Source organism: Pseudomonas mandelii, assembly GCF_006438925.1.
Taxonomy (GTDB): domain Bacteria; phylum Pseudomonadota; class Gammaproteobacteria; order Pseudomonadales; family Pseudomonadaceae; genus Aquipseudomonas; species Aquipseudomonas mandelii_C.
The window spans coordinates 416,582-441,312 of sequence record NZ_RCZA01000003.1; the positions used below are offsets into that span (position 1 = coordinate 416,582).

At 59.3% G+C, this 24,731-nt stretch carries 24 protein-coding genes; 10 read left to right on the top strand and 14 right to left on the bottom strand.

All coding sequences use genetic code 11. The features are described from left to right. Positions 1-24: 24 nt before the first annotated feature. From thrC to xerD, 4 genes are all read right to left on the bottom strand, one after another. Positions 25-1,434, bottom strand: coding sequence for a threonine synthase (gene thrC, locus EAH74_RS09025; RefSeq protein WP_076029878.1), 1,410 nt, complete (start codon positions 1,432-1,434; stop codon positions 25-27). A gap of 66 nt (positions 1,435-1,500) precedes the next feature. Beyond that, entirely contained in the window at positions 1,501-2,805 is a 1,305-nt protein-coding gene (locus EAH74_RS09030; protein ID WP_046053481.1) for a homoserine dehydrogenase, read from the bottom strand. Positions 2,806-2,939: 134 nt separating this feature from the next. Continuing rightward, positions 2,940-3,671: a bifunctional protein-disulfide isomerase/oxidoreductase DsbC gene (dsbC, locus tag EAH74_RS09035; protein ID WP_123365749.1), complete on the bottom strand. Its 732-nt coding sequence runs from the start codon at positions 3,669-3,671 to the stop codon at positions 2,940-2,942. 194 nt (positions 3,672-3,865) lie between these two features. Further along, positions 3,866-4,762 (bottom strand): site-specific tyrosine recombinase XerD, encoded by an 897-nt coding sequence (gene xerD / locus EAH74_RS09040; RefSeq protein WP_140677745.1) that lies wholly within the window; start codon positions 4,760-4,762, stop codon positions 3,866-3,868. A 455-nt stretch (positions 4,763-5,217) separates the two neighbouring features. Here xerD and EAH74_RS09045 point away from each other — a divergent pair, with 455 nt between their 5' ends. Beyond that, complete coding sequence (locus EAH74_RS09045) at positions 5,218-6,174, top strand: hypothetical protein (protein WP_140677747.1); 957 nt, start codon at positions 5,218-5,220, stop codon at positions 6,172-6,174. Positions 6,175-6,616: 442 nt separating this feature from the next. Here the strand turns inward: EAH74_RS09045 and rplS are convergent, their stop codons facing one another. From rplS to ffh, 5 genes are all read right to left on the bottom strand, one after another. Next, the gene (gene rplS / locus EAH74_RS09050; protein ID WP_003175895.1) at positions 6,617-6,967 is read right to left on the bottom strand and encodes a 50S ribosomal protein L19; all 351 of its coding nucleotides are present in this window, start codon (positions 6,965-6,967) and stop codon (positions 6,617-6,619) included. 45 nt (positions 6,968-7,012) lie between these two features. Then, positions 7,013-7,786: a tRNA (guanosine(37)-N1)-methyltransferase TrmD gene (trmD, locus tag EAH74_RS09055; RefSeq protein WP_154503229.1), complete on the bottom strand. Its 774-nt coding sequence runs from the start codon at positions 7,784-7,786 to the stop codon at positions 7,013-7,015. Continuing rightward, positions 7,768-8,304, bottom strand: a complete 537-nt coding sequence (gene rimM / locus EAH74_RS09060; protein WP_140677748.1) for a ribosome maturation factor RimM — start codon at positions 8,302-8,304, stop codon at positions 7,768-7,770. The genes trmD and rimM overlap by 19 nt, the downstream gene beginning before the upstream one ends. Before the next feature lie 5 nt (positions 8,305-8,309). Continuing rightward, complete coding sequence (gene rpsP / locus EAH74_RS09065) at positions 8,310-8,561, bottom strand: 30S ribosomal protein S16 (RefSeq protein ID WP_007944872.1); 252 nt, start codon at positions 8,559-8,561, stop codon at positions 8,310-8,312. 249 nt (positions 8,562-8,810) lie between these two features. Further along, positions 8,811-10,187, bottom strand: coding sequence for a signal recognition particle protein (ffh, locus tag EAH74_RS09070; protein ID WP_074879887.1), 1,377 nt, complete (start codon positions 10,185-10,187; stop codon positions 8,811-8,813). 210 nt (positions 10,188-10,397) lie between these two features. Between ffh and EAH74_RS09075 the strand changes: the two genes are divergently transcribed. The 3 genes from EAH74_RS09075 to EAH74_RS09085 all read left to right on the top strand — a co-directional run bounded on the left by EAH74_RS09075 (position 10,398) and on the right by EAH74_RS09085 (position 14,126). Continuing rightward, positions 10,398-11,210 (top strand): cytochrome C assembly family protein, encoded by an 813-nt coding sequence (locus EAH74_RS09075; RefSeq protein WP_140677750.1) that lies wholly within the window; start codon positions 10,398-10,400, stop codon positions 11,208-11,210. Positions 11,211-11,222: 12 nt separating this feature from the next. Then, on the top strand, positions 11,223-12,467 hold the full coding sequence (locus EAH74_RS09080) for a transporter associated domain-containing protein (RefSeq protein WP_140677751.1): 1,245 nt from the start codon (positions 11,223-11,225) through the stop codon (positions 12,465-12,467). Between the two features lie 342 nt (positions 12,468-12,809). Further along, positions 12,810-14,126 (top strand): MFS transporter, encoded by a 1,317-nt coding sequence (locus EAH74_RS09085; protein WP_033056397.1) that lies wholly within the window; start codon positions 12,810-12,812, stop codon positions 14,124-14,126. A 110-nt stretch (positions 14,127-14,236) separates the two neighbouring features. Here EAH74_RS09085 and purT read toward each other — a convergent pair whose 3' ends face one another. From purT to EAH74_RS09110, 5 genes are all read right to left on the bottom strand, one after another. After that, the gene (purT, locus tag EAH74_RS09090) at positions 14,237-15,418 is read right to left on the bottom strand and encodes a formate-dependent phosphoribosylglycinamide formyltransferase (RefSeq protein ID WP_140677752.1); all 1,182 of its coding nucleotides are present in this window, start codon (positions 15,416-15,418) and stop codon (positions 14,237-14,239) included. A 99-nt stretch (positions 15,419-15,517) separates the two neighbouring features. Next, the gene (locus tag EAH74_RS09095) at positions 15,518-15,985 is read right to left on the bottom strand and encodes a preQ0 transporter (RefSeq protein WP_140677754.1); all 468 of its coding nucleotides are present in this window, start codon (positions 15,983-15,985) and stop codon (positions 15,518-15,520) included. 134 nt (positions 15,986-16,119) lie between these two features. Next, on the bottom strand, positions 16,120-16,335 hold the full coding sequence (locus EAH74_RS09100; RefSeq protein ID WP_046048197.1) for a DUF1289 domain-containing protein: 216 nt from the start codon (positions 16,333-16,335) through the stop codon (positions 16,120-16,122). Next, a complete protein-coding gene (locus EAH74_RS09105; protein ID WP_007954617.1) occupies positions 16,332-16,856 on the bottom strand; it encodes a gamma carbonic anhydrase family protein in 525 nt (174 codons plus the stop codon). The genes EAH74_RS09100 and EAH74_RS09105 overlap by 4 nt, the downstream gene beginning before the upstream one ends. Positions 16,857-16,923: 67 nt before the next feature. Next, positions 16,924-17,523, bottom strand: coding sequence for a CoA pyrophosphatase (locus EAH74_RS09110; protein WP_140677756.1), 600 nt, complete (start codon positions 17,521-17,523; stop codon positions 16,924-16,926). A gap of 146 nt (positions 17,524-17,669) precedes the next feature. Here EAH74_RS09110 and EAH74_RS09115 point away from each other — a divergent pair, with 146 nt between their 5' ends. The 6 genes from EAH74_RS09115 to ptsP all read left to right on the top strand — a co-directional run bounded on the left by EAH74_RS09115 (position 17,670) and on the right by ptsP (position 24,705). Further along, entirely contained in the window at positions 17,670-18,221 is a 552-nt protein-coding gene (locus tag EAH74_RS09115) for an NUDIX hydrolase (RefSeq protein ID WP_140677758.1), read from the top strand. A gap of 112 nt (positions 18,222-18,333) precedes the next feature. Beyond that, a complete protein-coding gene (locus EAH74_RS09120) occupies positions 18,334-18,837 on the top strand; it encodes a L,D-transpeptidase family protein (RefSeq protein ID WP_140677760.1) in 504 nt (167 codons plus the stop codon). A gap of 294 nt (positions 18,838-19,131) precedes the next feature. Continuing rightward, positions 19,132-19,863: a GntR family transcriptional regulator gene (locus EAH74_RS09125; protein ID WP_140677762.1), complete on the top strand. Its 732-nt coding sequence runs from the start codon at positions 19,132-19,134 to the stop codon at positions 19,861-19,863. A 50-nt stretch (positions 19,864-19,913) separates the two neighbouring features. After that, positions 19,914-21,020 carry an N-acetylglucosamine-6-phosphate deacetylase gene (gene nagA, locus EAH74_RS09130; RefSeq protein ID WP_140677764.1) on the top strand — a complete coding sequence of 369 codons (1,107 nt, stop codon included), beginning with the start codon at positions 19,914-19,916 and terminating at the stop codon, positions 21,018-21,020. After that, positions 21,001-22,023, top strand: a complete 1,023-nt coding sequence (locus EAH74_RS09135) for an SIS domain-containing protein (RefSeq protein ID WP_140677766.1) — start codon at positions 21,001-21,003, stop codon at positions 22,021-22,023. The genes nagA and EAH74_RS09135 overlap by 20 nt, the downstream gene beginning before the upstream one ends. A gap of 165 nt (positions 22,024-22,188) precedes the next feature. Continuing rightward, positions 22,189-24,705, top strand: coding sequence for a phosphoenolpyruvate--protein phosphotransferase (ptsP, locus tag EAH74_RS09140; RefSeq protein WP_140677768.1), 2,517 nt, complete (start codon positions 22,189-22,191; stop codon positions 24,703-24,705). Positions 24,706-24,731 lie beyond the last annotated feature (26 nt).

The following is a 24,731-nucleotide window of genomic DNA, read 5'->3' on the forward strand; positions in this document are numbered from 1 at the left end:
TCAAAATGTGACAGTTTTAATTGGTTACAGAGGCTTGCCGCGGTTGCCATGCTTGCTGACAAAGGCCTGCACGGCTTTCAGGTCATTTGGCAGCACGGTGCAGCGCTCATCTCGCTCAAACAAATCAGAAAGATGTGCAGGCAGTTCGAGCGCTTTTCCTACGCCAGCTTTTTCCACAGCGTCCGGGAATTTGACCGGATGCGCCGTACCGAGGATCACCATCGGGATATCCAGGCTGCGACGGCACTCGCGCGCCGCCTTCACGCCGATAGCGGTGTGCGGATCCAGCAGTTCGCCGGTTTGCTCAAAAACTTCGGCAATGGTTTCGCAGGTTTGTGCGTCATCCACGGCCAGCGAATCGAATAGCTTGCGAGCTTCGGTCCAGCGTTCCTGTTCGACGCTGAAACCGCCACCTTGTTTGAAGGTGTCCATCAGCCCGGCGATCGCTGCGCCGTTGCGACCGTGCAGGTCGAACAGCAGGCGTTCGAAGTTCGACGACACCATGATGTCCATCGACGGCGACAGCGTGGCGTGCAGGGTGTCCTTGACGTACTGATTGCCGCTCATGAAGCGGTGCAGGATGTCGTTGCGGTTGGTGGCGACGATCAACTGGTTGATCGGCAGGCCCATGTTGCGCGCCAGGTAACCGGCGAAAATGTCGCCAAAGTTGCCGGTCGGCACCGAGAACGATACCGAACGTGCCGGGCCGCCCAACTGCAGGGCTGCATGGAAGTAGTAAACGATCTGGGCCATGATTCGCGCCCAGTTGATCGAGTTCACGGCGACCAGACGCGTGCCTTTGAGGAAGCTCTGGTCGGCGAAGCTGGCCTTGACCATTTCCTGGCAATCATCGAAGTTGCCTTCGATGGCGATGTTATGGATGTTCTCGCCGAAGATGGTGGTCATCTGGCGACGCTGCACTTCGGACACGCGGTTGTGCGGGTGCAGGATGAAGATGTCGACGTTTTCGCAGTGCTTGCAGCCTTCGATGGCGGCCGAACCGGTGTCGCCGGAGGTGGCGCCGACAATCACTACGCGCTCACCACGTTTTTCCAGCACGTAGTCGAGCAGACGACCCAGCAGCTGCAAGGCGAAGTCCTTGAACGCCAGGGTCGGGCCGTGGAACAGCTCCAGTACCCATTCGTTGCCGTTCAGCTGACGCAATGGCGCCACGGCGTTGTGGGAAAACACACCGTAGGTTTCTTCAAGAATCTTTTTGAAATCGGCATCAGGGATGCTGCCGGTGACGAACGGGCGCATTACCCGGAAGGCCAACTCGTGATACGGCAGGCCGGCCCAGGAAGCGATTTCTTCCTGGGTGAAACGTGGCAGGTTTTCCGGGACGTACAGACCACCGTCCGTGGCCAGACCGGCCAGCAGGACATCTTCGAAATTCAGGGCCGGTGCCTGGCCGCGGGTACTGATATAACGCATGACTGGCTCCAATAGACAGTGTTCGCAAACCCGGGCCCGCAGGCGAGCCCGGTGAACGATAACGGCTTAGTTCAGGTGCTCGACGCGGATCCGTACGACCGGACCGACTACGCCCGCCAACGCTTCCAGGGCGGCGATCGCGTCGTTCATGTGCTGTTCCAGCACGCGGTGAGTCAGCAGGATCATCGGCACCAGGCCGTCGTGTTCTTCGACTTCCTTCTGCATGATCGATTCGATGTTGATACCGCGCTCCGACAGGATGCTCGCCACCTGCGCCAACACGCCCGGATGGTCCTTGGCCTGGATGCGCAGGTAATAGGAGCTTTCGCAGGCCTCGATCGGCAGGATCGGGTGGGCCGACAGCGAATCCGGCTGAAAGGCCAGGTGCGGTACGCGGTTTTCCGGGTCGGAAGTCATGGCGCGAACCACGTCCACCAGGTCGGCGATCACCGACGAAGCGGTCGGCTCCATGCCAGCGCCAGCGCCGTAGAACAGGGTCGAACCGGCGGCATCACCGTTGACCATCACCGCGTTCATCACGCCGTTGACGTTGGCGATCAGGCGATCGGCCGGGATCAGCGTCGGGTGCACGCGCAGTTCGATGCCGGCTGCGGTGCTGCGCGCCACGCCCAGGTGCTTGATGCGATAGCCCAGCGCTTCGGCGTAGTTCACGTCAGCGGTGGTCAGCTTGGTGATGCCTTCGGTGTAGGCCTTGTCGAACTGCAGCGGAATACCGAACGCGATGGACGCCAGGATCGTCAGCTTGTGGGCCGCGTCGATGCCTTCAACGTCGAAGGTCGGATCGGCTTCGGCGTAACCCAGGGCTTGCGCCTCGGCGAGTACGTCTTCGAAGGTGCGGCCCTTCTCACGCATTTCGGTGAGGATGAAGTTACCGGTGCCGTTGATGATGCCGGCGACCCAGTTGATACGGTTGGCCGACAAACCTTCACGGATCGCCTTGATCACCGGAATGCCACCGGCCACAGCCGCTTCGAACGCCACGATCACGCCTTTCTCGCGCGCCTTGGCGAAAATTTCATTACCGTGAACGGCAATCAGTGCCTTGTTCGCGGTGACCACATGCTTGCCATTCTCGATGGCCTTGAGTACCAGCTCGCGGGCAACGGTGTAGCCGCCCACCAGCTCTATAACGATGTCGATCTCAGGGTTCGTGGCCACTTCGAAGACATCGTTGGTAATCGCAATACCGGTCGTTTGGAACTGAGGCTTTGGCGTGCGCATGGCAATTTGTGCCACTTCGATTCCACGCCCGGCACGACGAGCAATTTCCTCGGCGTTACGCTGAAGTACGTTGAAGGTACCGCCACCGACGGTCCCTAACCCACAGATGCCTACTTTGACCGGTTTCACTGTGAACTCCCCATAAAACGGCCGACTCAAGGCCGGCCGTGAAAACAACCGCATACTCGCGGTTCTCTATTAATGGCTCGGCGAACGCTGCCGCCGAACCATGATCGTCAATGGCTGACCGTGACGATGCGAATTTATTTCGCGTCCAGCGCCAGTTTGGCGACTTGTGGCGCAGGCTGGTAGCCCGGAATGACCTGGCCGTCGGCCAAAACGATGGCCGGTGTACCGTTCACGCCGATCGACTGACCGAGGGCGAACTGCTTGGAAACCGGGTTATCGCACTTGGCGGCCTTGATTTCCTTGCCGTCGACCATCTTGTCCATCGCGGCTTTCTTGTCTTTCGAGCACCAGACCGCTTGCAGCTGCTCATCACCCGGTGAGCCCAGACCCTGGCGCGGGAACGCGACGTAACGCACTTCAATGCCGCGCTTGTTCAGCTCAGGCACTTCAGCGTGCAGCTTGTGGCAGTACGGGCAGGTGGTATCGGTGAACACGGTGATGTGCGATTTGGTTTCGCCGATCGCCGGGTATACCACGGTTTCAGCCACCGGAATTTCGTTGACCAGTTTGGAAACGCCCAGGCGCTCGGTCTTCTCGGTCAGGTTGACCGGCTTGCCGTCCTTGAGCTGGAACATGTAACCCTGAACGACGTACTGGCCATCGGCGCTGGCGTAGAGCACGCGGCTGCCCTTGAGCTTGACTTCGTACAGACCTGGCAGCGGGCTGGCGGTGATGGTTTCTACCGGAACCTCGAGCTGGAGGTTTTCCAGGCTTTTACGAATGGCTTTGTCGGCCGCGTCATCGGCGACGGCAAAGGTGCTGACCAACGCAATGGCTGCGGCGGCGAAAATCTGGGTCAGACGCATGAGAACTCCTGAAGGCGGACAAATGGGACGATCAGAACGCCCGTGCCGAAACACCGGGTCATAAACGCCCATCGTGCAAACCGGCAAAGCCTACCACATAAGGCCCTCGTGACCGAATGCGCCTGTCGCGAGACATCGTGGTGGCGCTGGCTGTTATGTGGGAGCGGGCTTGCTCGCTCCCACAGGAATCGTGATCATCCGCGCGGGTGATGCTTGGCATGCAGGTCCTGCAAACGTGCACGGGCGACATGGGTGTAGATCTGCGTGGTCGACAGATCGCTGTGGCCGAGCAGCATTTGCACCACCCGCAAGTCCGCGCCATGGTTGAGCAGGTGCGTGGCGAAGGCATGGCGCAAGGTGTGCGGCGACAGCGACTTGCCGATACCGGCAACCTTGGCCTGGTGCTTGATGCGATGCCAGAAGGTCTGCCGCGTCATCTGCTCACCCCGCTGGCTGGGGAACATGACATCGCTGGGACGCCCGCCCAGCAGCTCCTGGCGGCCATCGCGCATGTAACGCTCGACCCAGACAATCGCCTCCTCGCCCATCGGCACCAGCCGCTCCTTGCTGCCCTTGCCCATCACTCGCAGCACACCTTGGCGCAGATTGACCTGCTCCAGCGTCAGGCTGATCAGCTCCGTCACACGCAAGCCGCAGGCATAAAGCACTTCGAGCATGGCGCGGTCGCGCTGGCCAATGGCTTCGCTCAGGTCCGGTGCTTTTAACAAGGCCTCCACATCCGCTTCCGACAAGGACTTAGGCAATGGTCGACCCAGCTGCGGCATATCGACACGCAAGGTCGGATCGACTGAAATCAGCTTTTCCCGCAGCAAATAGCGATAGAAGCCACGCACGCCGGAGAGAAATCGCGCTGTCGAGCGGGGTTTGTAGTTTTGCTCCAGACGCCAGGCCAAGTGATCGAGGATCAATTCTCGGCCGGCATTGATCAACTCCAACCCTTTTTCCTGCAGCCAGCCGTGGAACAGGGCCAGATCGCTGCGATAGGCATCGCGGGTGTTATCGGAAAGACCTTTCTCCAGCCACAGAGCGTCGAGGAATTGGTCTATCAGTGGATGATCGATAGCGGGCATTGGCACTCAGGTTTCGCAGGCTCTAGGCCGCGCATAAATAAATAATGAATCGGGATGATGGTCACGAGGGTCTGTTGACGTTTGGCAACGATCTGCGTTGCTCGGGACCTATTTGGAACAACCAAACCACGCATATCCGGTCTTGCCCTACGCCAAGCGGACATCCGTCGCGCTCGTCACCAAACGTCAATAACCCCTAGTCTTCCATAGCGCGCTATTTCAAGGAACAGGGAGACCTTCCGGCCATGGTCAGTCACCCCTGAACGACGGAACCGCTCGTCAAATCCCCCTGCTGTTCAATGATGCGAGCAACCGCTCATCAGGACTGTCACTTCTGACAGTAGACGCCCCACGTACCACGATTTAATACTCGAATGGTACCGCCAACTACTTCTGGTAGTGCACATTCAAAATTAAAACCATAAACACCCTATTTCATGACAGGGGTAAAAGAAATGAACTCGATCAGCGATCAAGCAAAAATATATTTTATGCAAATCTCTCAAAAATACGTACATCGACCCAGGGAAGTACATAGCTATTTGAAAGTTACTGACCCCAACACAGGAGAGGGCTTACCAGACATAAAAGTTCTCTGGAGAGCACAAGGCGCAACTGTTCCCCTTCAAGAAACACTCACCAAACTCGACGGTTGGACCCGAGTCTCCATTGAACCTGCGATACTCGGCACTCTTGAAATCTCTGCAACTTTAGAAAACAAGTCAATAAAATCCGTCAGCTATGAATCGTTACCCGAAGCAAAAATATTCATTGGATCTTTTTGTTATGAGAAGCCTTATTTCCAAGTAGGCAAGAAAACCTGGGTTTCAGCTTACGTTCCCAGCTACTTTCCCAACTTCAGAGATTACAGCACAACTTGGCGCTACCAGAATGAGGCGCCCGTCACCATCGGCTTCAAATCCAATTATATAGATATCCCCTATACACCTACCACTCAGCCATTGACCGACATGGCGAACGTTGACATCAAAATTGTAGGGGGCGATGGACCAGAACAAGAAACGTCCACTTCGCTGCCATTTGTTCCTCCGTCCGATGACCCCATACATAAAGTGGCTTTTGAGGTAAACGGCATCTCGTATGCAGCGCTGAGTGATGTGGGGCTCCTTCCTGGCAGTGAGTACATTATTAAGATCATAGCGCTGACCGGCTCCTCTCTGAAGGACCAAGAAGTTGAAGTGCGCTACCCCTATGACTATCTACAACTGGATCCCGAACCCGGTGTTCTCCGCAAACTTGTCAGCGAACTTTCCTGGAAAGTTTTAGCGGGAAAAAAGTCTTCCGAAGGCTGCTACCCTCTAATTTTTTCCTCTCCTGACGTAAAGGGAGTTACTTGCATCGGTACACACTCGCTCAGCACACCAGGAAATATCAGACGAATTCCTGGGTAACCCGACACAACCCTGCATATATGATCCTTTAAACCTGCTCACGACAGCCTTAAAGGATCATATATTTTTGGTCACCAACATAAAAAGCAGTTACCCAACAGCGATCAGACAAGAAATGCCCCCCTTTAAATAGCCTATAGGACGAACTCTGACAACTTAGCCGATGAACGGGATGCTGACCATTGCCCGGGCGGCTTTGCTGCTCTTGCGAAAGTCAGTGATGGTCCCGAAGTCTGGCTTGAGCCGATTGATCAACCACATGACTTCTCTTCCAGCGAAACCGAAAACAGGCTGGTCTGGTTCCGGGATTTTCCTTGGATGTAAGCCAAAACGAAAAATGCTCCGTATCTTTCGATACGGAGCATTTTCTTTGAGCACCGCACAGACTGACAGGTTTTCACACAGTCTGCGCAGGCTGCTTTTTCTGCATCGGAAGCTGGACTTAAGCCAGTTTTTCCTTGATGCGAGCTGCTTTACCGGACAGGTCACGCAGGTAGTACAGCTTGGCTTTACGTACGTCACCGCGACGTTTAACGGCCATGCTGTCGATTTGCGGGCTGTAGGTCTGGAAAGTACGCTCTACGCCAACACCGTTGGAGATTTTACGAACGGTGAAAGCACTGTTTACGCCGCGGTTACGCTTGGCGATAACAACACCTTCGAACGCTTGCAGACGCGAACGGTCGCCTTCCTTCACTTTCACCTGAACGACAATGGTGTCGCCCGGGGCAAAGGTAGGGATCTCTTTGGTCATCTGCTCTGCTTCGAGTGCAAGGATGATTTTGTTAGTCATGCTGTGCTCCTAAGGTAAATCGTCGGATCTACCATCGATACGTTGTTAACTATCGTCCCGCTCGCGGATGTATTCCTCGAGCAGCTTCTTCTCTTCTCCAGAAAGCGAGCGGCTTTCCAGAAGATCGGCGCGTCGTTCAAAGGTCCTACCAAGGGACTGCTGTAAACGCCAACGCCGGATATGCGCGTGATTGCCACTTAGCAACACGTCGGGAACACGCTGATCCGCATACACCTCCGGTCGGGTGTAATGCGGGCAATCCAGCAAACCATCCGTAAAGGAATCTTCCTCGGCGGAGTCCGCATGCCCTAAAGCTCCAGGCAGCAGTCGTGTAACCGCATCGATCAGGACCATCGCCGGCAGCTCGCCGCCAGACAGTACATAGTCGCCAATCGACCACTCTTCATCGACATGAGCCTCTATAAAACGCTCGTCAATGCCTTCATAGCGGCCGGCAATCAGGATCAATGCATCCAGATTCGCCAACTCGCGTACCGCCGACTGAGTCAGTTGACGGCCTTGGGGGGACAGGTAAATTACCTTCGCCGCCTCCCCGGCTGCTGCCTTGGCCTGAACCAACGCATCTTCCAGGGGCTTGATCTTCATCACCATGCCCGGACCACCGCCAAATGGGCGATCGTCCACAGTGTGATGTCGATCCGTCGTGTAGTCTCGCGGATTCCAACAGGTGAGCTGCAAGAGCCCCTGTTTCACCGCACGACTGGTGATGCCGTACTCGCTGATGGCGGAGAACATCTCGGGAAACAAACTGATCACTTCTACGCGCAAGTTAGCCACGCTTAGAAGTCCGCATCCCATTCCACCTTCATCTCGCCTGCGGCAAGGTCGACGGCCAACACGCATTGCTCCGTATAGGGCAACAGGCGTTCGCGATCATCCAGGCTGCCAGCGCAAGGCTTGACCACCATTACATCATTGGCGCCGGTTTCCAGAAGATGATCGATTTTCCCGAGCAATTGCCCGAGTTGATCAAAAACCTTCAGACCTTCCAGCTGGTACCAGTAGTACTCGCCGTCGGTCAATTCAGGGAACAGGTTGCGCGGCACGCAGATCTCATAACCGGCCAGAAGACGCGCTTCTTCACGATCATCAAGACCCTTGAGCTTCGCGACCAGGAACTTATCGTTCCCGCGTCCGCTGACCAGCTCGACCTGTTTCACATTACCTTCGCGCTTGAGCGTCCAGGTTTTGTACTGCAACAGGTTTTCAGTCGGATCAGTAAAGGAATACACCTTCACTTCGCCGCGAACGCCATGAACCGAATAAATTTTGCCGATAACGATCAAATCATCAGCAACAGCTGGCGTCGCGTTCATATTGCTCAGGCCGCAGCCTTAGCCGCGTCCTTCAACAACTGAGCAACACGCTCAGAAGGTTGTGCACCAACGCTCAGCCAGTAGGCTACGCGCTCTTGGTTCACGGACAGACGGACTTCTTGACCACGAGCAACAGGGTTGAAGAAACCAACCTGTTCCTTGTGCGAACCGTCGCGCGGGTTGCGGCTGTCGGTTACGGTCAAGTGGTAAAACGGGCGCTTTTTGGAGCCGCCAAGGGCAAGACGGATTGTTAGCATGTGAACATCGTTCCTGTAGTCGGTGCTGCAAATCTAAAGGCACAGCGGGCATAGGTGCCCGAAAGGCCGCATATTCTAAGGAATATCCGGACTTTTGCAAATGTCTTTTTCCGGCTGCCTATCGGCCGCCATCAAGATTTGCTATAGAGCCGTCGTTGAAAACGGCCAGTCAGCTCCCGCCAAGTGCGGGTTTGCTGGAGATCCCACTTCCGTGTGGGAGGTGCAAGGGCAAGCCCCTGCGTAAATTATTTACATTCTCGGCATGCCGCCGCCGGGCAACATACCGCCCATGCCGCGCATCATTTTGGCCATTCCGCCTTTTGCGGAGAACTTCTTCATCATCTTCTGCATCTGCTTGTGCTGCTTGATCAAGCGACCGATGTCCTGCACCTGAGTGCCGGAACCCATGGCGATCCGGCGTTTGCGCGAACCACTGATCATCTCAGGGTCGCGGCGCTCGGCCGGGGTCATGGAATTGATGATGGCTTCCATCTGCTTGAATTGTTTCTCTGCCGCGCCCTGGGCGTTGCCCATCTGCGCGAGGTTCATACCGCCCATGTTTGGCAGTTTGTCCATGAGGCCGCCGAGGCCACCCATGTTTTTCATCTGTTGCAGCTGATCGCGGAAGTCTTCGAGGTCGAAGCCCTTGCCCTTCTTCAGCTTCTTGGCCAGTTTGTCGGCCTTGTCCTTGTCGAGGGTCTGTTCGGCCTGCTCGATCAGACTGAGCACGTCACCCATACCGAGGATGCGTGAAGCAATACGCTCAGGATGGAACGGCTCGAGCGCGTCGCTCTTCTCGCCCATACCGATGAACTTGATCGGCTTGCCGGTGATGGCGCGCACCGACAGTGCAGCACCGCCACGGGCGTCGCCGTCGACCTTGGTCAGGATCACACCGGTCAGCGGCAGCGCGTCGCCAAAGGCCTTGGCCGTGTTGGCGGCGTCCTGACCGGTCATGGCATCGACCACGAACAGCGTTTCGACCGGGTTGATCGCGGCATGCAGCGCCTTGATCTCGCCCATCATCTCTTCATCGATGTGCAGGCGACCGGCGGTATCGACGATGACGACGTCGATGAATTTCAGTTTTGCTTCTTTAATGGCTGCTTGCGCGATGTCGACCGGCTTCTGGCTCAGGTCGGACGGGAAGAAGGTTACGCCGACTTCACCCGCGAGCATTTCCAGCTGCTTGATCGCTGCCGGACGGTAAACGTCCGCAGACACGACCATGACCGACTTCTTCTTGCGCTCTTTGAGGAAGCGCGCGAGCTTGCCGGCGGTGGTGGTTTTACCCGCACCTTGCAAACCGGCCATCAGCACGACGGCCGGAGGAACGGCGCTCAGGTTCAAGTCTTCGTTGGCCGCGCCCATCAGGCTTTCGAGTTCGGCCTGGACGATCTTCACGAAGGCCTGGCCCGGCGTCAGGCTGCGCGACACCTCGGTGCCGACGGCGCGTTCCTTGACCGAATTGACGAAGTCCTTGACGACCGGCAAGGCGACGTCAGCTTCGAGCAACGCCATGCGCACTTCGCGCAGGGTGTCTTTGATGTTGTCTTCGGTCAGCTTGGCCTTGCCGGTGACATGGCGCAGCGTCTGCGAGAGACGGTCGGTTAAGTTTTCAAACATTGCGCGATCCTTTCAGGCCCTGTGTAGACCGGGATAATGGCGGCCCAGACCGGAATAAACATGTGCTCGGCGAGCCTGCGGCGTGGGCAGGTCGCGGATTATAGCGAAGACTGCGTCTGGCGGACACCTCGTCGTCAGGTTGCATGGTCTTTCGTGCTGCGGGGGTTCTATGCCAAACTCAGCGCCTTTCGGGCTTGCCTAACAGGATTTATGCTCCCCTTGTCACCCAGCTTGCTAACTACCCTCGCCGCCGCCTGCTTATATGCCGCTGCGACCCTCTATCAGGGCACTCGTCTGGCCACCGGTGCCAAGGCGAACAAACGCCTGCTGGTCACGCTCGGCGTGCTCGCCGTGCTGGCTCATAGCGCCAGTCTGTTCACCCACCTGCTGACACCGATTGGCCTGGGCCTGGATTTTTTCAGCGCCGCCAGCCTGATTGCCGCCGCGGTGATTGCCCTGACGCTGTTGGCCTGCTCGCGGATCCCGGTGGAAAACCTGCTTATATTGCTGTTCCCGCTCGGCGCCGCCACCGTGCTGCTCGCACAGTTCGCCCCGGCCGGCACCGTGCAGATCATCGACGAAGAACCGGGCATCCTCGCCCACATCCTGCTGTCGATCCTCGCCTACGGCATGTTCACCATCGCGGTATTCCAGGCGTTGCTGCTGCTGGTTCAAGACCATCAGCTCAAGCACAAGCACCCGTCGGGCCTGATCAAGAACTTCCCGCCGCTGCAAACCATGGAAAGCCTGCTGTTCGGTTTCCTCTGGGCCGGTTGGACCCTGCTGTCGCTGTCGCTGATCTCCGGCTGGCTGTTCGTCGAAAACCTGTTCGCCCAGCACCTGGTGCACAAAACCTTGCTGGCCTGTCTCGCCTGGATCGTCTTCAGCGTGCTGCTCTGGGGCCGTAATCGCCTCGGCTGGCGCGGACACAAGGCCATTCGCTGGACCCTCGCCGGTTTCTGCCTGCTGATGCTGGCCTATTTCGGCAGTAAGCTGGTTCGTGAATACATCCTGCATATCTGACGGGCGGCATTAATGGACGACTTGCCCATAGGGCCGATGCTCGCGGTAGTGGCCCTGCTGATTTTATGGTCGGGGCTGTTTACCGCCATCGAAGCTGCACAACAGCACTTGCTCGCCCAGCGGACCGCTTCGCGCTCGAGCGACAAGCCAGTGGCAAAGCTGAGCTTTGCGCTCAATAGCCTGATCTTCTGCAACACCCTGTGCCGCGCACTGGTCGTGGTCATCAGCACCTTGCTGGCGATTTTCACCTGGGCGGAAAACGGTCCATGGGTGGCCTGCCTGGGGGCTGGCGCCGTGCTTCTTGTGTTTGCCGACTACCTGCCGCGCACCCTCGCCGTCCGTTATCCGGATACAGTCCTGGCCCTGGGCAACACCTTGCTTGGCGCGCCACTGAAAATCATCTATCCCATCGCCTGGCTGCTCAATGGCATAAGCCAGCTGCTGATGCGACCGTTCGCCCGCAAAGTCAACGTGGTGCAGCAGAGCGAAGACGAGGATCCGAACGATCGGCACGATGATCACGAACACGCCGCCTGCCGCCCACACCCGCTGTCAGGCATCCATGCGCTGGACAACATCACGGTCAACGACATTCTGGTGCCACGCAGTGACGTCGACGGGGTCAATCTGGACGACTCCCTCGAGGAAATCATTGAGCAGCTTCGCGCCAATAAACGCACACGCTTGCCGGTTTTCCACAGCGACATCAACCAGGTCGAGGCGGTGCTCAATACCCGGCAGATCCGCCATCTGCTGCCTGACGCCAGTCTGACCCGAGAAGCACTGCTGGCAGCCTGTCACGACCCCTACTTCGTGCCGGAAAGCACCCCGCTGCAACTGCAGCTGTTGAACTTCCACAAACAACAGCGACGCCTGGGCATGGTGGTCGACGAGTACGGCGAAGTGCTCGGTGTCGTGACCCTGGAAGACATTCTCGAAGAAATCGTCGGCGAGTTCGAAAGCCAGCACAGCCTGGATAACCCGCACATCCATCCACAGGCCGATGGCCGCCTGGTGATCGAAGGGGCGGCGTCGATTCGCGAATTGAACAAGAGCCTGGGCTGGCACTTGCCGAGCGACGGTCCGAAAACCCTCAACGGGTTGGTGACGGAGGCGCTGGAGACGATTCCGGACAGTGCGGTATGCCTGAAGATCGGGCGCTATCGGCTGGAGATTCTGGAGACGGAAGACAATCGCGTCAGTCGCGTACTGATCTGGCATACCAGTTCGACGCCTGCGATTGCCTCTATCCGTTAGATAGTTAAAAGATCGCAGCCTCGCTTCGCTCGACAGCTCCTACAAGGGAACGCATTCCAAACTGTAGGAGCTGTCGAGCAAAGCGAGGCTGCGATCTTTTTCAATATCTATGCCCTTGTTCGATCGATAGCCTCCTTCCTATAATCGAGCCGCTTACCCAAGCCCCACCGCACCACGTGCTTACCCCGCACGCAGCTGGTCCGGCCAGACCATCGGCAATATCCGCACCACACCGACGACTGTTCCTACCTTGAACAGCGGCCGCGCCTCACTCCCACATCCCTGGGTGTTCGACCATAATAATTCGCTCCACTGGGGCACATGACTGTCAGGGATAACCGCATGACGACCAGCACGACTTATAACGACACCGCGCCTGCGCAACCGACGAACTCCGCCACCCGCGTGGCGACCGCGAGTTTCATCGGCACCGCCATCGAGTTCTACGACTTCTACGTCTATGCCACTGCCGCTGCACTGGTGATCGGTCCGGTATTCTTTCCGCAGACTTCCGGCACGGCCCAAATGCTGTCGGCGTTCCTCACCTTCGGCATCGCCTTCCTGGCTCGACCGCTGGGCTCGGCGCTTTTCGGTCACTTTGGCGACCGTATCGGGCGAAAATCGACGCTGGTTGCCTCGCTGCTGCTGATGGGCGTGTGCACCACACTGATCGGCGTGCTACCAGGTTACGACAGCATCGGGGCCTGGGCGCCGATCCTGCTTTGCGTGCTGCGCTTCGGCCAGGGCCTGGGACTCGGCGGTGAATGGGGCGGCGCGGCGCTGCTGGCGACGGAGAATGCACCGAAGGGCAAACGCGCCTGGTTCGGCATGTTCCCGCAGCTTGGCCCCTCGATCGGCTTCCTTGCGGCCAACGGCCTGTTTCTTACGCTGGCCATGACCCTGAACGACGAGCAGTTCCGCTCGTGGGGCTGGCGGATTCCGTTCCTGCTCAGTGCCGCGCTGGTGATGGTGGGTCTGTACGTGCGCCTCAAGCTTCACGAAACCCCGGTATTTGCCAACGCAATGGCTCGCCAGGAGCGGGTGAAAATCCCGCTGGTCGAGTTGCTCAGCCAATATTGGGCGCCGATGTTGCTGGGGGCTGGGTCGATGGTGGTGTGCTACGCGCTGTTCTATATCTCGACAGTGTTTTCGCTGAGCTATGGCGTGTCGACGCTCGGCTACACCCGCGAAACCTTCCTCGCGCTGCTGTGCTTCGCCGTGCTGTTCATGGCCGCCGCTACGCCGCTGTCGGCCTGGGCCAGTGATCGATACGGGCGCAAACCGGTGCTGATCATCGGCGGCGTGCTGGCGATTCTGTCCGGCTTCCTGATGGAGCCGCTGCTGACCCAAGGTTCGACCTGGGGCGTGGCGCTGTTCCTGTGCATCGAGCTGTTTCTGATGGGCGTGACGTTTGCGCCGATGGGCGCGCTGCTGCCGGAGCTGTTTCCGACTCACGTACGCTATACCGGTGCGTCGGCGGCCTACAATCTGGGCGGCATTGTCGGGGCCTCGGCAGCGCCGTTCTTCGCACAGAAGCTGGTGGCGATGGGTGGTTTGAGTTATGTCGGCGGGTATGTGTCAGGGGCGGCGGTGCTGAGTTTGATTGCTGTGCTGTGCCTGAAGGAAACGCGCAATAACGATCTGAATCGGGTGGCTTAAAAAGCAAGAGCATCACGAGCAGGCTCACTCCCACAGGGGGACCGCGTTCTGTCAGAAAGAACGCGGTCCCCCTGTGGGAGTGAGCCTGCTCGCGATAGCCGTGCCTCGGTTTACAGCTCGACCACGACAGCCTGAGCAGCACGGGTCGCCTTGGCACGAGCGGCTTCGATGGATTCATCACGCGCCAACGCCACACCCATCCGACGCTGACCATTCACCTCAGGCTTGCCGAACAGACGCAACGCCGTATCCGGCTCACTCAACGCCGCACCGAGATTGGCGAAAGCCGTCTGAGTCGACTGCCCTTCCACCAGAATCACCGCCGAAGCCGATGGACCGAACTGACGGATCAATGGAATCGGCAGGCCCAGAATCGCCCGTGCGTGCAGCGCAAACTGCGACAGGTCCTGGGAAATCAACGTCACCAGACCAGTGTCATGAGGACGCGGCGAGACTTCGCTGAACCAGACTTGATCACCTTTGATGAACAGCTCAACACCAAACAGACCACGGCCACCCAAGGCTTCAGTGACGGCTTTGGCAACGCGCTCGGATTCAGCCAGGGCAATCGGGCTCATGGCTTGTGGCTGCCAGGATTCCTGATAGTCGCCCTTTTCCTGACGGTGACCCACTGGCGCGCAGAACGTCGTGCCGCCTACGTGACGCACGCTCAACAGGGTGATTTCGTAGTCGAAGTCGATAAAGCCTTCGATGATCACGCGGCCTTTACCGGCACGGCCGCCTTCTTGAGCGTAATCCCAGGCTTTCTGCACGTCATCGACGCTACGCAGCAGGCTCTGGCCTTTGCCCGACGAGCTCATCACCGGTTTAACCACACATGGGAAGCCGAGGTCTTCGACAGCCTTGCTGTAATCCTCAAAGGTGTCGGCGAAGTGGTACGGCGAGGTCGGCAGGTCCAGCTCTTCGGCGGCCAGGCGACGGATGCCTTCGCGGTTCATGGTCAGCTGTGCGGCACGCGCGGTCGGGATCACGGTGAAGCCTTCGGCTTCCAGCTCCACGAGGGTCGCGGTGGCAATGGCTTCGATTTCCGGCACGATGAAATGCGGCTTTTCGGCTTCGATCACCGCACGCAGGGCGGCGCCGTCGAGCATGTTGATCACATGGCTGCGATGGGCTACTTGCATGGCCGGCGCATTGGCGTAGCGATCCACGGCAATCACTTCAACGCCCAGGCGTTGCAGCTCGATCACCACTTCCTTGCCCAACTCGCCACAGCCACACAGCAATACGCGGGTCGCGGTTGGCGACAATGGAGTTCCGATACGGGTCATCTCAGGTCCTCAAGAAGCGGATCATCGAGGGTCGCAGCGCCTGGCGCGCGTCCCATGGGGAGAAAGCGCGGCATTTTACATGAACCGAGGGGTTTGGCTTCAGCTGACGACGGCCTGCTTGCGCAAGCGCCAGGCCATGATCAACCACACGGCGGTCACGCCGGCGAACTTCGAGCCCATGGCGGTGAGGATCACACCTGGAGTGAACGCATCGATCATGCCGAAGAAAATGAAGGTATCGAGAGGAATGCTCAGGGCCGAACTTATCCACAGGCGGTCGTGCAAGGGACGTTTGGTGATGCTGAACACCAGCCAATCGATGCATTCGGACACCGCGAACGCCGTGGCGCTGGCCAGCGCGATGGAGGGATCGGACGTCACGTAGGACAACACCAGCGCTGCCAGCATCGCCGCGATCGCGCCATGGCCGAAACGGGTTTGCACCATGTCGCGCAAAACGAACACCAAACCACCCCAGGCCGACCAGATGATGTCCAGGTGCGGGGCGGTGGAAAAGGCGAAGTTGATCAGCACGACGCTGCTGATGTAAGCGATCAGGAAGAACATGGGGCGGCGGGATACCTGTCAATTTGGCGCACAGGGTACCGTAGGAGCTGACGAGTGCAACGAGGCTGCGATCTTTTGACGTTGTTTTTAGAGGCAAGATCAAAAGATCGCAGCCTCGTTGCACTCGGCAGCTCCTACAAGTCGGGTGTCTTGCCCAGCATCCAGAGAATGCCACTCGATTTGGCCCGCTCATGACACAACCCCAACACCGTGCGGCGCTCGTCGTTGGTCATCCGGCTCCAGCGGGTGATCTCTTCCACCGTGCGCTGACACCCGGTGCAAATGTCATCGTCGTCCAACGCGCAAATGTTCACGCAGGGCGATAGCACCGGCCGTTCAGTGGCGCTCATTCTTCCTGCTCAACCAGATCGCGGGCATAACGTTGCGAGTTATGCACATAGTGAGCAGCGCTGGCCTCCAGCATTTTTTTCTGCGGCTCGGTCAGCTCGCGCACCACTTTGCCGGGGGAGCCCATGACCAGCGAACCGTCTGGAATCTCCTTGCCCTCACCAATCAGGGAGTTGGCGCCGATGATGCAGTTCTTGCCGATTTTCGCGCCGTTGAGGATCACCGCGTTAATCCCGATCAAGCTGTAATCGCCCACCGTGCAGCCATGAAGCATGGCGTTATGGCCGATGGTCACGCCGGTGCCGATGGTCAGCGGGTAACCCATGTCGGTGTGCATCACCGTGCCGTCCTGGACGTTGCTGTTCTTGCCGATCAGGATCAGTTCATTGTCGCCACGCAGCACAGCGTTGAACCAGACGTTGGCGCCCTCTTCCAGTTTGACCTTACCCACCAGCACGGCATTGGGTGCGACCCAGCTCTGCGGATGGGTTTCGACGCGGGCGTCGCCCAGGCGATATTTCATCTTATTGTCCTCAGGCCAGGCTGGCTCACTTGCAAAAAGCGGGGTTCACGCCATACGGGCGATGGCTTCAGGTATTGATAAACGTCTTGGGTGGCTGGTGCAGGCTGATTTTGGCGTCATAGAGCAGGTTGATCAACTCGACGATCATAATCGCCGTCAGGCCCCAGATCTTGTACTCGCCATAACGATAGCTCGGCACGTACCAACTGCGACCCTGGTAATCGATGCGATGGGTGTGTTCGCGCGGATCCTTGCGGAAGAACTCCAGGGGTACGCTGAAGACTGCGGCAATCTCGGCATCGTTGGCCCGGTACTCGACAAAGTCCGGAATCACACCGACATAGGGTGTGACCTTGATGCCGTGCAGGGAGATCAACGGGCTCAGCGGGCCGATCACTTCGACCAACCCCGGCGGCAGGCCGATTTCTTCTTCGGCTTCGCGCAGGGCAGTGAATATAAGGTCCGGGTCTTCAGGGTCGCGTCGCCCGCCGGGAAAGGCGACTTCGCCGCCATGGGTCGAGAGCCCGCTGGCGCGCAGGGTCAGAACCAGTTCCGGCTCGTCACTGCGGGTGATGGGGACCAGTACCGCGGCCTCAGGGAAACGTTTGTCGGTTTCCATTGTGCGTGGGGTGTGGTTGCTTACTCGATGCAGTAGCTCGTCCAGCATGAGTCTTCTCGATTTGTTCTCTACCTCGCATCATGCACCAATCGAACCGACCGCCCAACCCCATAACCGCTGCATGTCGCTAAACGACAACTTGCCGACAGACACCGCCGCACGCCAAGATAGGCGCAGCATTCAGGAACCCAAGCATGAAATTTTGCAGTCAGTGCGGCAACCCGGTGACCCAACGCATTCCAGAGGGCGATTCGCGCCTGCGTTTTGTCTGTGACAGCTGTCAGGCGATTCACTATCAGAACCCCAATATCGTCGCCGGTTGCGTGGCGACCTGGGGCTCGAAGGTCTTGTTGTGCCGACGCGCCATCGAGCCTCGGCTCGGTTATTGGACCCTGCCCGCCGGCTTCATGGAAAACGGTGAAACCATCGAGCAGGCGGCCATTCGCGAGACGGCCGAAGAAGCCTGCGCGCGGGTGCGCAACCTGAGCATCTATACGCTGATCGACGTGCCGCACATCAGCCAGGTGCATGTGTTCTTCCGCGCCGAGCTGGTGGACCTGGACTTTGCCGCGGGTCCCGAGAGCCTGGAAGTACAGCTTTTCGAAGAAGCCGACATCCCTTGGTCCGAGCTGGCTTTCCGCACGGTGGGCCGTACCTTAGAATGCTTCTTCGCTGACCGGCAGACCGAGGTCTACCCCGTGCGGTCCGAGTCGATCCCGCCGCTTGCACAGCCTGCCATTACTTGATTTAAATTCGGAACCTCTGCAAGCCGCTAAAAGATCGCCGCCTGCGGCAGCTCCTGCAAAAACACCTATAACTATTAATATCGTCGCGACACCTCTTAGGGATATCGTTTCAATGCGCTGGTTGCTTGCCGTGTTTTGCTTGTCGTTCGTCGCTGTCTCCCAGGCTTCCGTCGCTGAAACCCTGGACGGCAGAGTCATCGAAAAAATCCTGGTGCTCAAATCCGCCCACCAATTGCAATTGATCAATGACGGCAAGCCGCTCAAGACCTATCGCATCTCATTGGGAAAAAGACCCATCGGCCCGAAACTCATGGAAGGCGACAAACGCACGCCTGAAGGTTTCTATTGGCTGGACTGGCGCAAGGTCAGCGATAAATTCAATCTGGCGATGCACATCTCCTACCCGAACATCAGTGACTCCGCACGCTCCCGGCGTGAAGGCGTCGAACCCGGTGGCATGATCATGATCCACGGCACCCCGGACACCGAAGAAAACCCCGAAGACCTGTTCCACACGCTGGACTGGACCGACGGCTGCATTGCCATGCGCAACATGGATATGCGCGAGGTTTGGGGTTTGGTGCCGGACGGCACGATGATCGAAATCCGCCCGTAAAGGCTACCTTCGGTCGCTCCTCGAAAAATAAATTCAAAAGATCGCGGCCTTCGGCAGCGCCTACCGGGTAGATACCAATTTCACCCGTAGGAGCTGCCGAAGGCTGCGATCTTTGCTGTTGAAATCCCCACCTCTAATACCACTTCAAACCTCCCGCCCTTCAGTCTACCCAATCGGGCAGGCCTTCTCGCGCCCATAGCAAAGTACTGGCATTGACATGGTATTTAAGTGGTATTAGGTTTCACCCCACCACCGAGCGACAACAATCCTATATCCGCATCGGACCAAACCTACATGAATGACCTCCAGTCCCTACGCCCTGACGACACCCAGCCCACGCCGTTGTACCTGCAACTGGCGCGCAATCTGGAAGCGGCGATCCATGCCGGCCAGTGGAAAGCCGAACAGGCCATGCCGTCGGAACGCAACCTCAGCGAAATGCTGGGCATCTCCCGGGTCACCGCACGCAAAGCGCTGGAAGTTCTGTTCGAACAAGGTCTGATCCGCCGCAACCAGGGTTCCGGCACCTTTATCACCCCACGCCTGGAACAACCGCTGTCGCGCCTCTCGGGTTTCAGCGAAATGCTGCGGTTGAAGGGCTTTGTCCCCGGCTCGCAATGGCTGGAGCGTGAAATCACTCCGCCGACCCACGAAGAACTGATCCGCCTGGGCCTCTCACCGAACGACAAGGTCGCGCGGCTCAAGCGTCTGCGTAAAGCCGACGACACGGTGATGGCGATCGAGATGAGCACCCTGCCCGCCTCGATCATTCCCAAGCCGCAAGCCGTGGGCGACTCCCTGTACGAATACCTCGACGGCATCGGCAAGCCGATCGTCCGCGCCCTGCAGCACATTCAGGCGATCAACGCCTCGGATGAATTCGCCGCCCTGGTGGGCATCGCCCCCGGCACCGCCATGCTGCTGATGACCCGGGTCGGTTACCTGGAAGACAACACGCCGATCGAAGTCACCGACACCTATTGCCGCAACGACTACTACGACTTTGTCGCAGAGCTTCGTAGATAGAGAGCTCCGTCGATAAAGAGCTGCGTTAAACGAGCAAACGAGAACCGATCATGTCCGAAGACAACATCCTCACCACCCACGGCTGGGTTCGCGGCCGGCTGATTCACGAACATGGCAAGGTCGTGTCGATCGAAGGCCAACCGTGCGATCCGGCCGACAACGACCTGCCTTACCTGCTGCCGGGTTTCATCGACCTGCACGTTCATGGCGGCGGCGGAAAAGACATCATGGAAGGTGCGCCAGCCTTCGAGACCATCACCAAAACCCACGTCCGCTTCGGCACGACCTCACTGCTGGCGACCACCATGACCGCGCCGCCTGCAGAAATTTCCAGCGTGCTCAAAGCCGTTGGTGAGTACTGCGAGCGCCGCCCGAAAGGCAGCGCCCGAGTCCTCGGCGTGCACCTCGAAGGCCCGTACATCAACCCCGGCAAACTCGGCGCCCAACCGAATTTCGCACACACCGCGTTGATGGCCGAAGTCGAAGAATATCTGGCACTGGCACCGATCCGGGTAATCACCATCGCCCCGGAAATCGCCGGCCACGACGCCTTGATCCGTGACCTCAGCGCTCGCGGCGTGCGGATGCAAATCGGCCACACCCTCGGCAGCTACGAGGAAGGCGTTGCCGCGCTGAACGCCGGCGCCAGCAGCTTCACTCACCTCTACAACGCCATGAGCCCGCTGCATCACCGCGAGCCAGGCATCGTCGGCGCGGCACTGGCTCACGCCAAATACGCTGAGTTGATTCCGGACTTGCTACACGTGCACCCCGGCGCGATCCGTGTGGCCCTGCGCTCAATCCCGTGTCTGTATTGCGTCACCGATTCCACCGCCGCCGCCGGCATGCCCGACGGTGAGTACAAGCTCGGCAGCCACACCGTGACCAAATGCCTGGGCGGTGTGCGCTTGCCCGACGGCACGCTGGCCGGCAGCACGCTGACCATGGATCAGGCCCTGCGCAATCTGGTGAAGATCGGTTTGCCGATCGCCGAGGCCTCGCAACGTCTTTCGCAATTCCCCGCCGACTACCTCGGCCTCAACGAACGCGGGCGCCTGCAACCCGGCAGCTGGGCTGACTGCGTGCGGCTCGATCGCTCACTCACACTGACCGCCGTCATGGTCGAAGGAGAAGACATTGACTTCAAAAATGCTTGAAGAGGCGCTGTCCTCGTTCGAGGCCGTGCAAGCCCAATTGCAGCAACTCGACCCGCAGATGATCGAGATCGCCCGGCGCCTGCGCCGTCAGCCACCACAAGTGGCAATGACCGTCGCTCGCGGTAGCTCCGATCATGCCGCCAGTTACTTCGCCTACCTGACCATGCAGCAGTTGGGCTTCCCGGTGGCGTCGTTGCCGATGTCGGTGGTGACCATGCTGCAAGCGCCGCTGAAGGTCAGCGGCCAAGTGGCGTTCGCCTTTTCGCAGTCCGGGCAAAGTCCCGATCTGGTGAACAGCATGCGTCTGCTGCGCAAGCGCGGCGCCCTGAGCATCTCGATGGTCAACGCCGAGAGTTCGCCGCTGGAGGCCGCGTGTGAGTTCAGCCTGCCGCTGTGCGCAGGCACCGAAAGCAGCGTCGCCGCAACCAAGAGTTTTATCGCCACCCTCAGCGCCAGCGCCCGTCTGATCGCCCACTGGAAAGAGGACACGCCATTGCTGGAGGCCGGCCTCTCACTGCCGGAAGGTTTGCGCGAGGCGGCAAAACAGGACTGGAGCCTGGCCATCGATGCCTTGCGCGATTGCCAGCGCCTGATGGTGATCGGCCGTGGCCCCGGTTTCGCCATCGCCCAGGAAGCCGCGTTGAAATTCAAGGAAACCTCGGCGATCCAGGCTGAAGCCTTCAGCAGCGCCGAGGTCCGTCACGGCCCGATGGCGTTGATCGACGAAAATTATCCACTGCTGATCTTCGCCCCTCGCGGCGCCGAGCAAGCCGGTTTGCTGAGCCTCGCCGCCGACATGCGCCAGCGCGGTGCCCGCGTATTGCTGGCCGCACCGGATGACGTTGCCGAACGCGACCTCACCCTGACCCGCGCCGAGCACCCGGCCCTCGACCCGATTCTGGCCATCCAGAGTTTCTACGTCATGGCCGCCGGTTTGGCCGTCGCCCGAGGCATGGACCCGGACCAGCCGCGTCACTTGAGCAAAGTGACGCGCACCCACTGAATCAAATGACAAATGCATCCCCTGTAGGAGCTGTCGAGTGAAACGAGGCTGCGATCTTTTGACGTTGATTTTCAAAGGCAAGATCAAAAGATCGCAGCCTCGTTTCACTCGACAGCTCCTACAAAGGGCAGGCGAGTTGATCCGAATTTTTAATGAGACCGAGCCATGCACAACAATAATAAAGAGCTGACCCTCAGCGCCCCGCTCAGCGGCCCGGTGCTCACGCTTGCCAAAGTCCCGGACCCGGTGTTCGCCAGCGGCGCCATGGGCGACGGGATCGCCATCGACCCGCTGAACGACACCCTCCACGCCCCGTGCGCCGGCGTCGTGGTGCACGTCGCGCGCACCGGCCACGCCGTTACCTTGCGCGCCGACAACGGCGCCGAATTGCTGCTGCACCTGGGCCTCGACACGGTCGAGTTGCAGGGCGAAGGCTTCTCGATGCTGGTCAAGGAAGGTGCGCGGGTCAGCAACGGCCAGCCGCTGTTGCGCTACGACCTGGACAAGGTCGCGCAACAGTGCAAAAGCCTGGTCAGCTTGATGATCCTGACCAATAGCCAAGACTTTCAGGCGCGGCCGATCACGCTGAAGTCGGTGAAAGTTGGCGAGCCATTGCTGCACATCATTCGTCGGCACGCGTCGGGTGCGCAGGCTGAAGCGGAGCTCTCCGGGGAAGCAATTCATGGCTACGTTCGCATCGCCCATCGCGGCGGGCTGCATGCTCGTCCGGCAGCGCTGATCCGTCAGACAGCGCAAGGTTTCAAGAGCAAATCGCAGCTGCATTTCGCCGGCAAATCGGCGACCTGTGACAGCTTGATCGGGCTGATGGGTTTGGCCGTCGGCGAGCAGGACGAGGTTCAGGTCAGCTGCCAGGGGCCGGACGCCGAAGCCGCGTTGCAAGCGTTGCTGATCGCGTTATCCACAGCGCTGGCTGAAGACAGCCACGCCGCCACGCCGACACCGATTGCCCGACGCACTCGAGCTGCCGAAGCGGGCGTACTGCACGGTGTTTGTGCAGCCCCGGGTTTGGTTGGCGGGCCGTTGTTCCGCTTGACCGCAATCAGCCTGCCGGTGGACGCCGGCAACCATGATCCCGAGCAACAACTGCAAACCCTCGACACCGCGCTGACCGTTGTGCGCAGCGAAATCGACCACACGCTGGCCCAAGCCAGGAAACATAAAAACACCGACGAAGAAGCGATCTTCGCCGCGCACCTCGCCTTGCTCGAAGACCCGGCGCTGCTGAACGCTGCGAACACTTCCATCGACCAGGGCATGGCCGCAACCCACGCCTGGAGCCAATCGATCGACGTGCAGTGCGAGGTTCTCCAGCAACTCGGCAGCCCGCTGTTGGCCGAACGTGCCAACGATCTGCGCGACCTCAAACAACGCGTGCTGCGTGCCCTGCTCGGCGAAACCTGGCACTACGACGTGCCGGCCGGCGCCATCGTCGCCGCGCATGAACTGACGCCGTCCGATCTGCTGCAACTCAGTCAGCAAGGCGTCGCCGGGTTGTGCATGGCCGAGGGCGGCGCGACTTCCCACGTGGCGATTCTCGCGCGTGGCAAAGGCTTGCCATGCATGGTTGCACTGGGCCCGACCCTGCTGGATCAGCAGCAAGGCCAAGCGGTCGTGCTGGATGCCGATGGCGGTCGCCTCGAACTGATGCCAAGTGCCGAACGATTGGCCGACGTGCATCAGGCGCAACTCGATCATCAACAGCGCCGCGCCGAGCAACAGGCTCAGGCTCACACCCCGGCGCTGACGCTCGACGGTTTGCAGATTGAAGTCGCCGCCAATGTGGCCTCCAGCGCTGAAGCGGCTGATGCCTTGGCCAATGGCGCCGACGGCGTCGGTTTGCTGCGTACCGAGTTTTTGTTTGTGGATCGCAACACCGCACCGGACGAAGAGGAACAGCGCGTTGCTTATCAAGCCGTGCTCGACGCCATGGGCGACAAGTCGGTGATCATTCGCACCATCGACGTTGGCGGCGACAAACAACTCGACTATTTGCCGCTGCCGGCTGAGGCCAATCCCGTGCTTGGCCTGCGCGGCATTCGCCTGGCTCAGGTCCGTCCGGAAATCCTCGATCAGCAACTGCGCGCCTTGCTGCATGTCAGCCCGCTTTCGCGTTGCCGGATCCTGTTGCCGATGGTGACCGAAGTCGATGAGTTGCTGCACATCCGCCAACGCCTCGACGCGTTGTGCTCTGAACTCGGTGTGCTTGAGCGTCCGGAGCTGGGCGTGATGATCGAAGTCCCCGCCGCCGCACTGCTGGCCAAGCAACTGGCCGAACACGCGGACTTCCTGTCGATCGGCACCAACGACTTGTCGCAATACACCCTGGCCATGGACCGCGACCACGCTGGCCTCGCTTCGCGGGTCGACGCCATGCACCCGGCATTGCTGCGATTGATCGCCCATACCTGCGCCGGTGCTGCGGTGCATAACCGTTGGGTCGGTGTCTGCGGCGCGCTTGCCTCCGATCCACTGGCCACGCCGGTACTGATCGGCCTGGGCGTCAGCGAGTTGTCGGTCAGCCCGGTGCAGATCGGTGAAATCAAGGACCGCGTCCGCCACCTCGACGCGAGCGAATGCCGACGCCTCTGCCAGGGCCTGCTCAGTTTGAGCAGCGCCGCGGCTGTGCGTCACGCCTGTCACCAGCAATGGCCTCTGAGCTGAAAACAACAAGAATCCACGGAGATCCG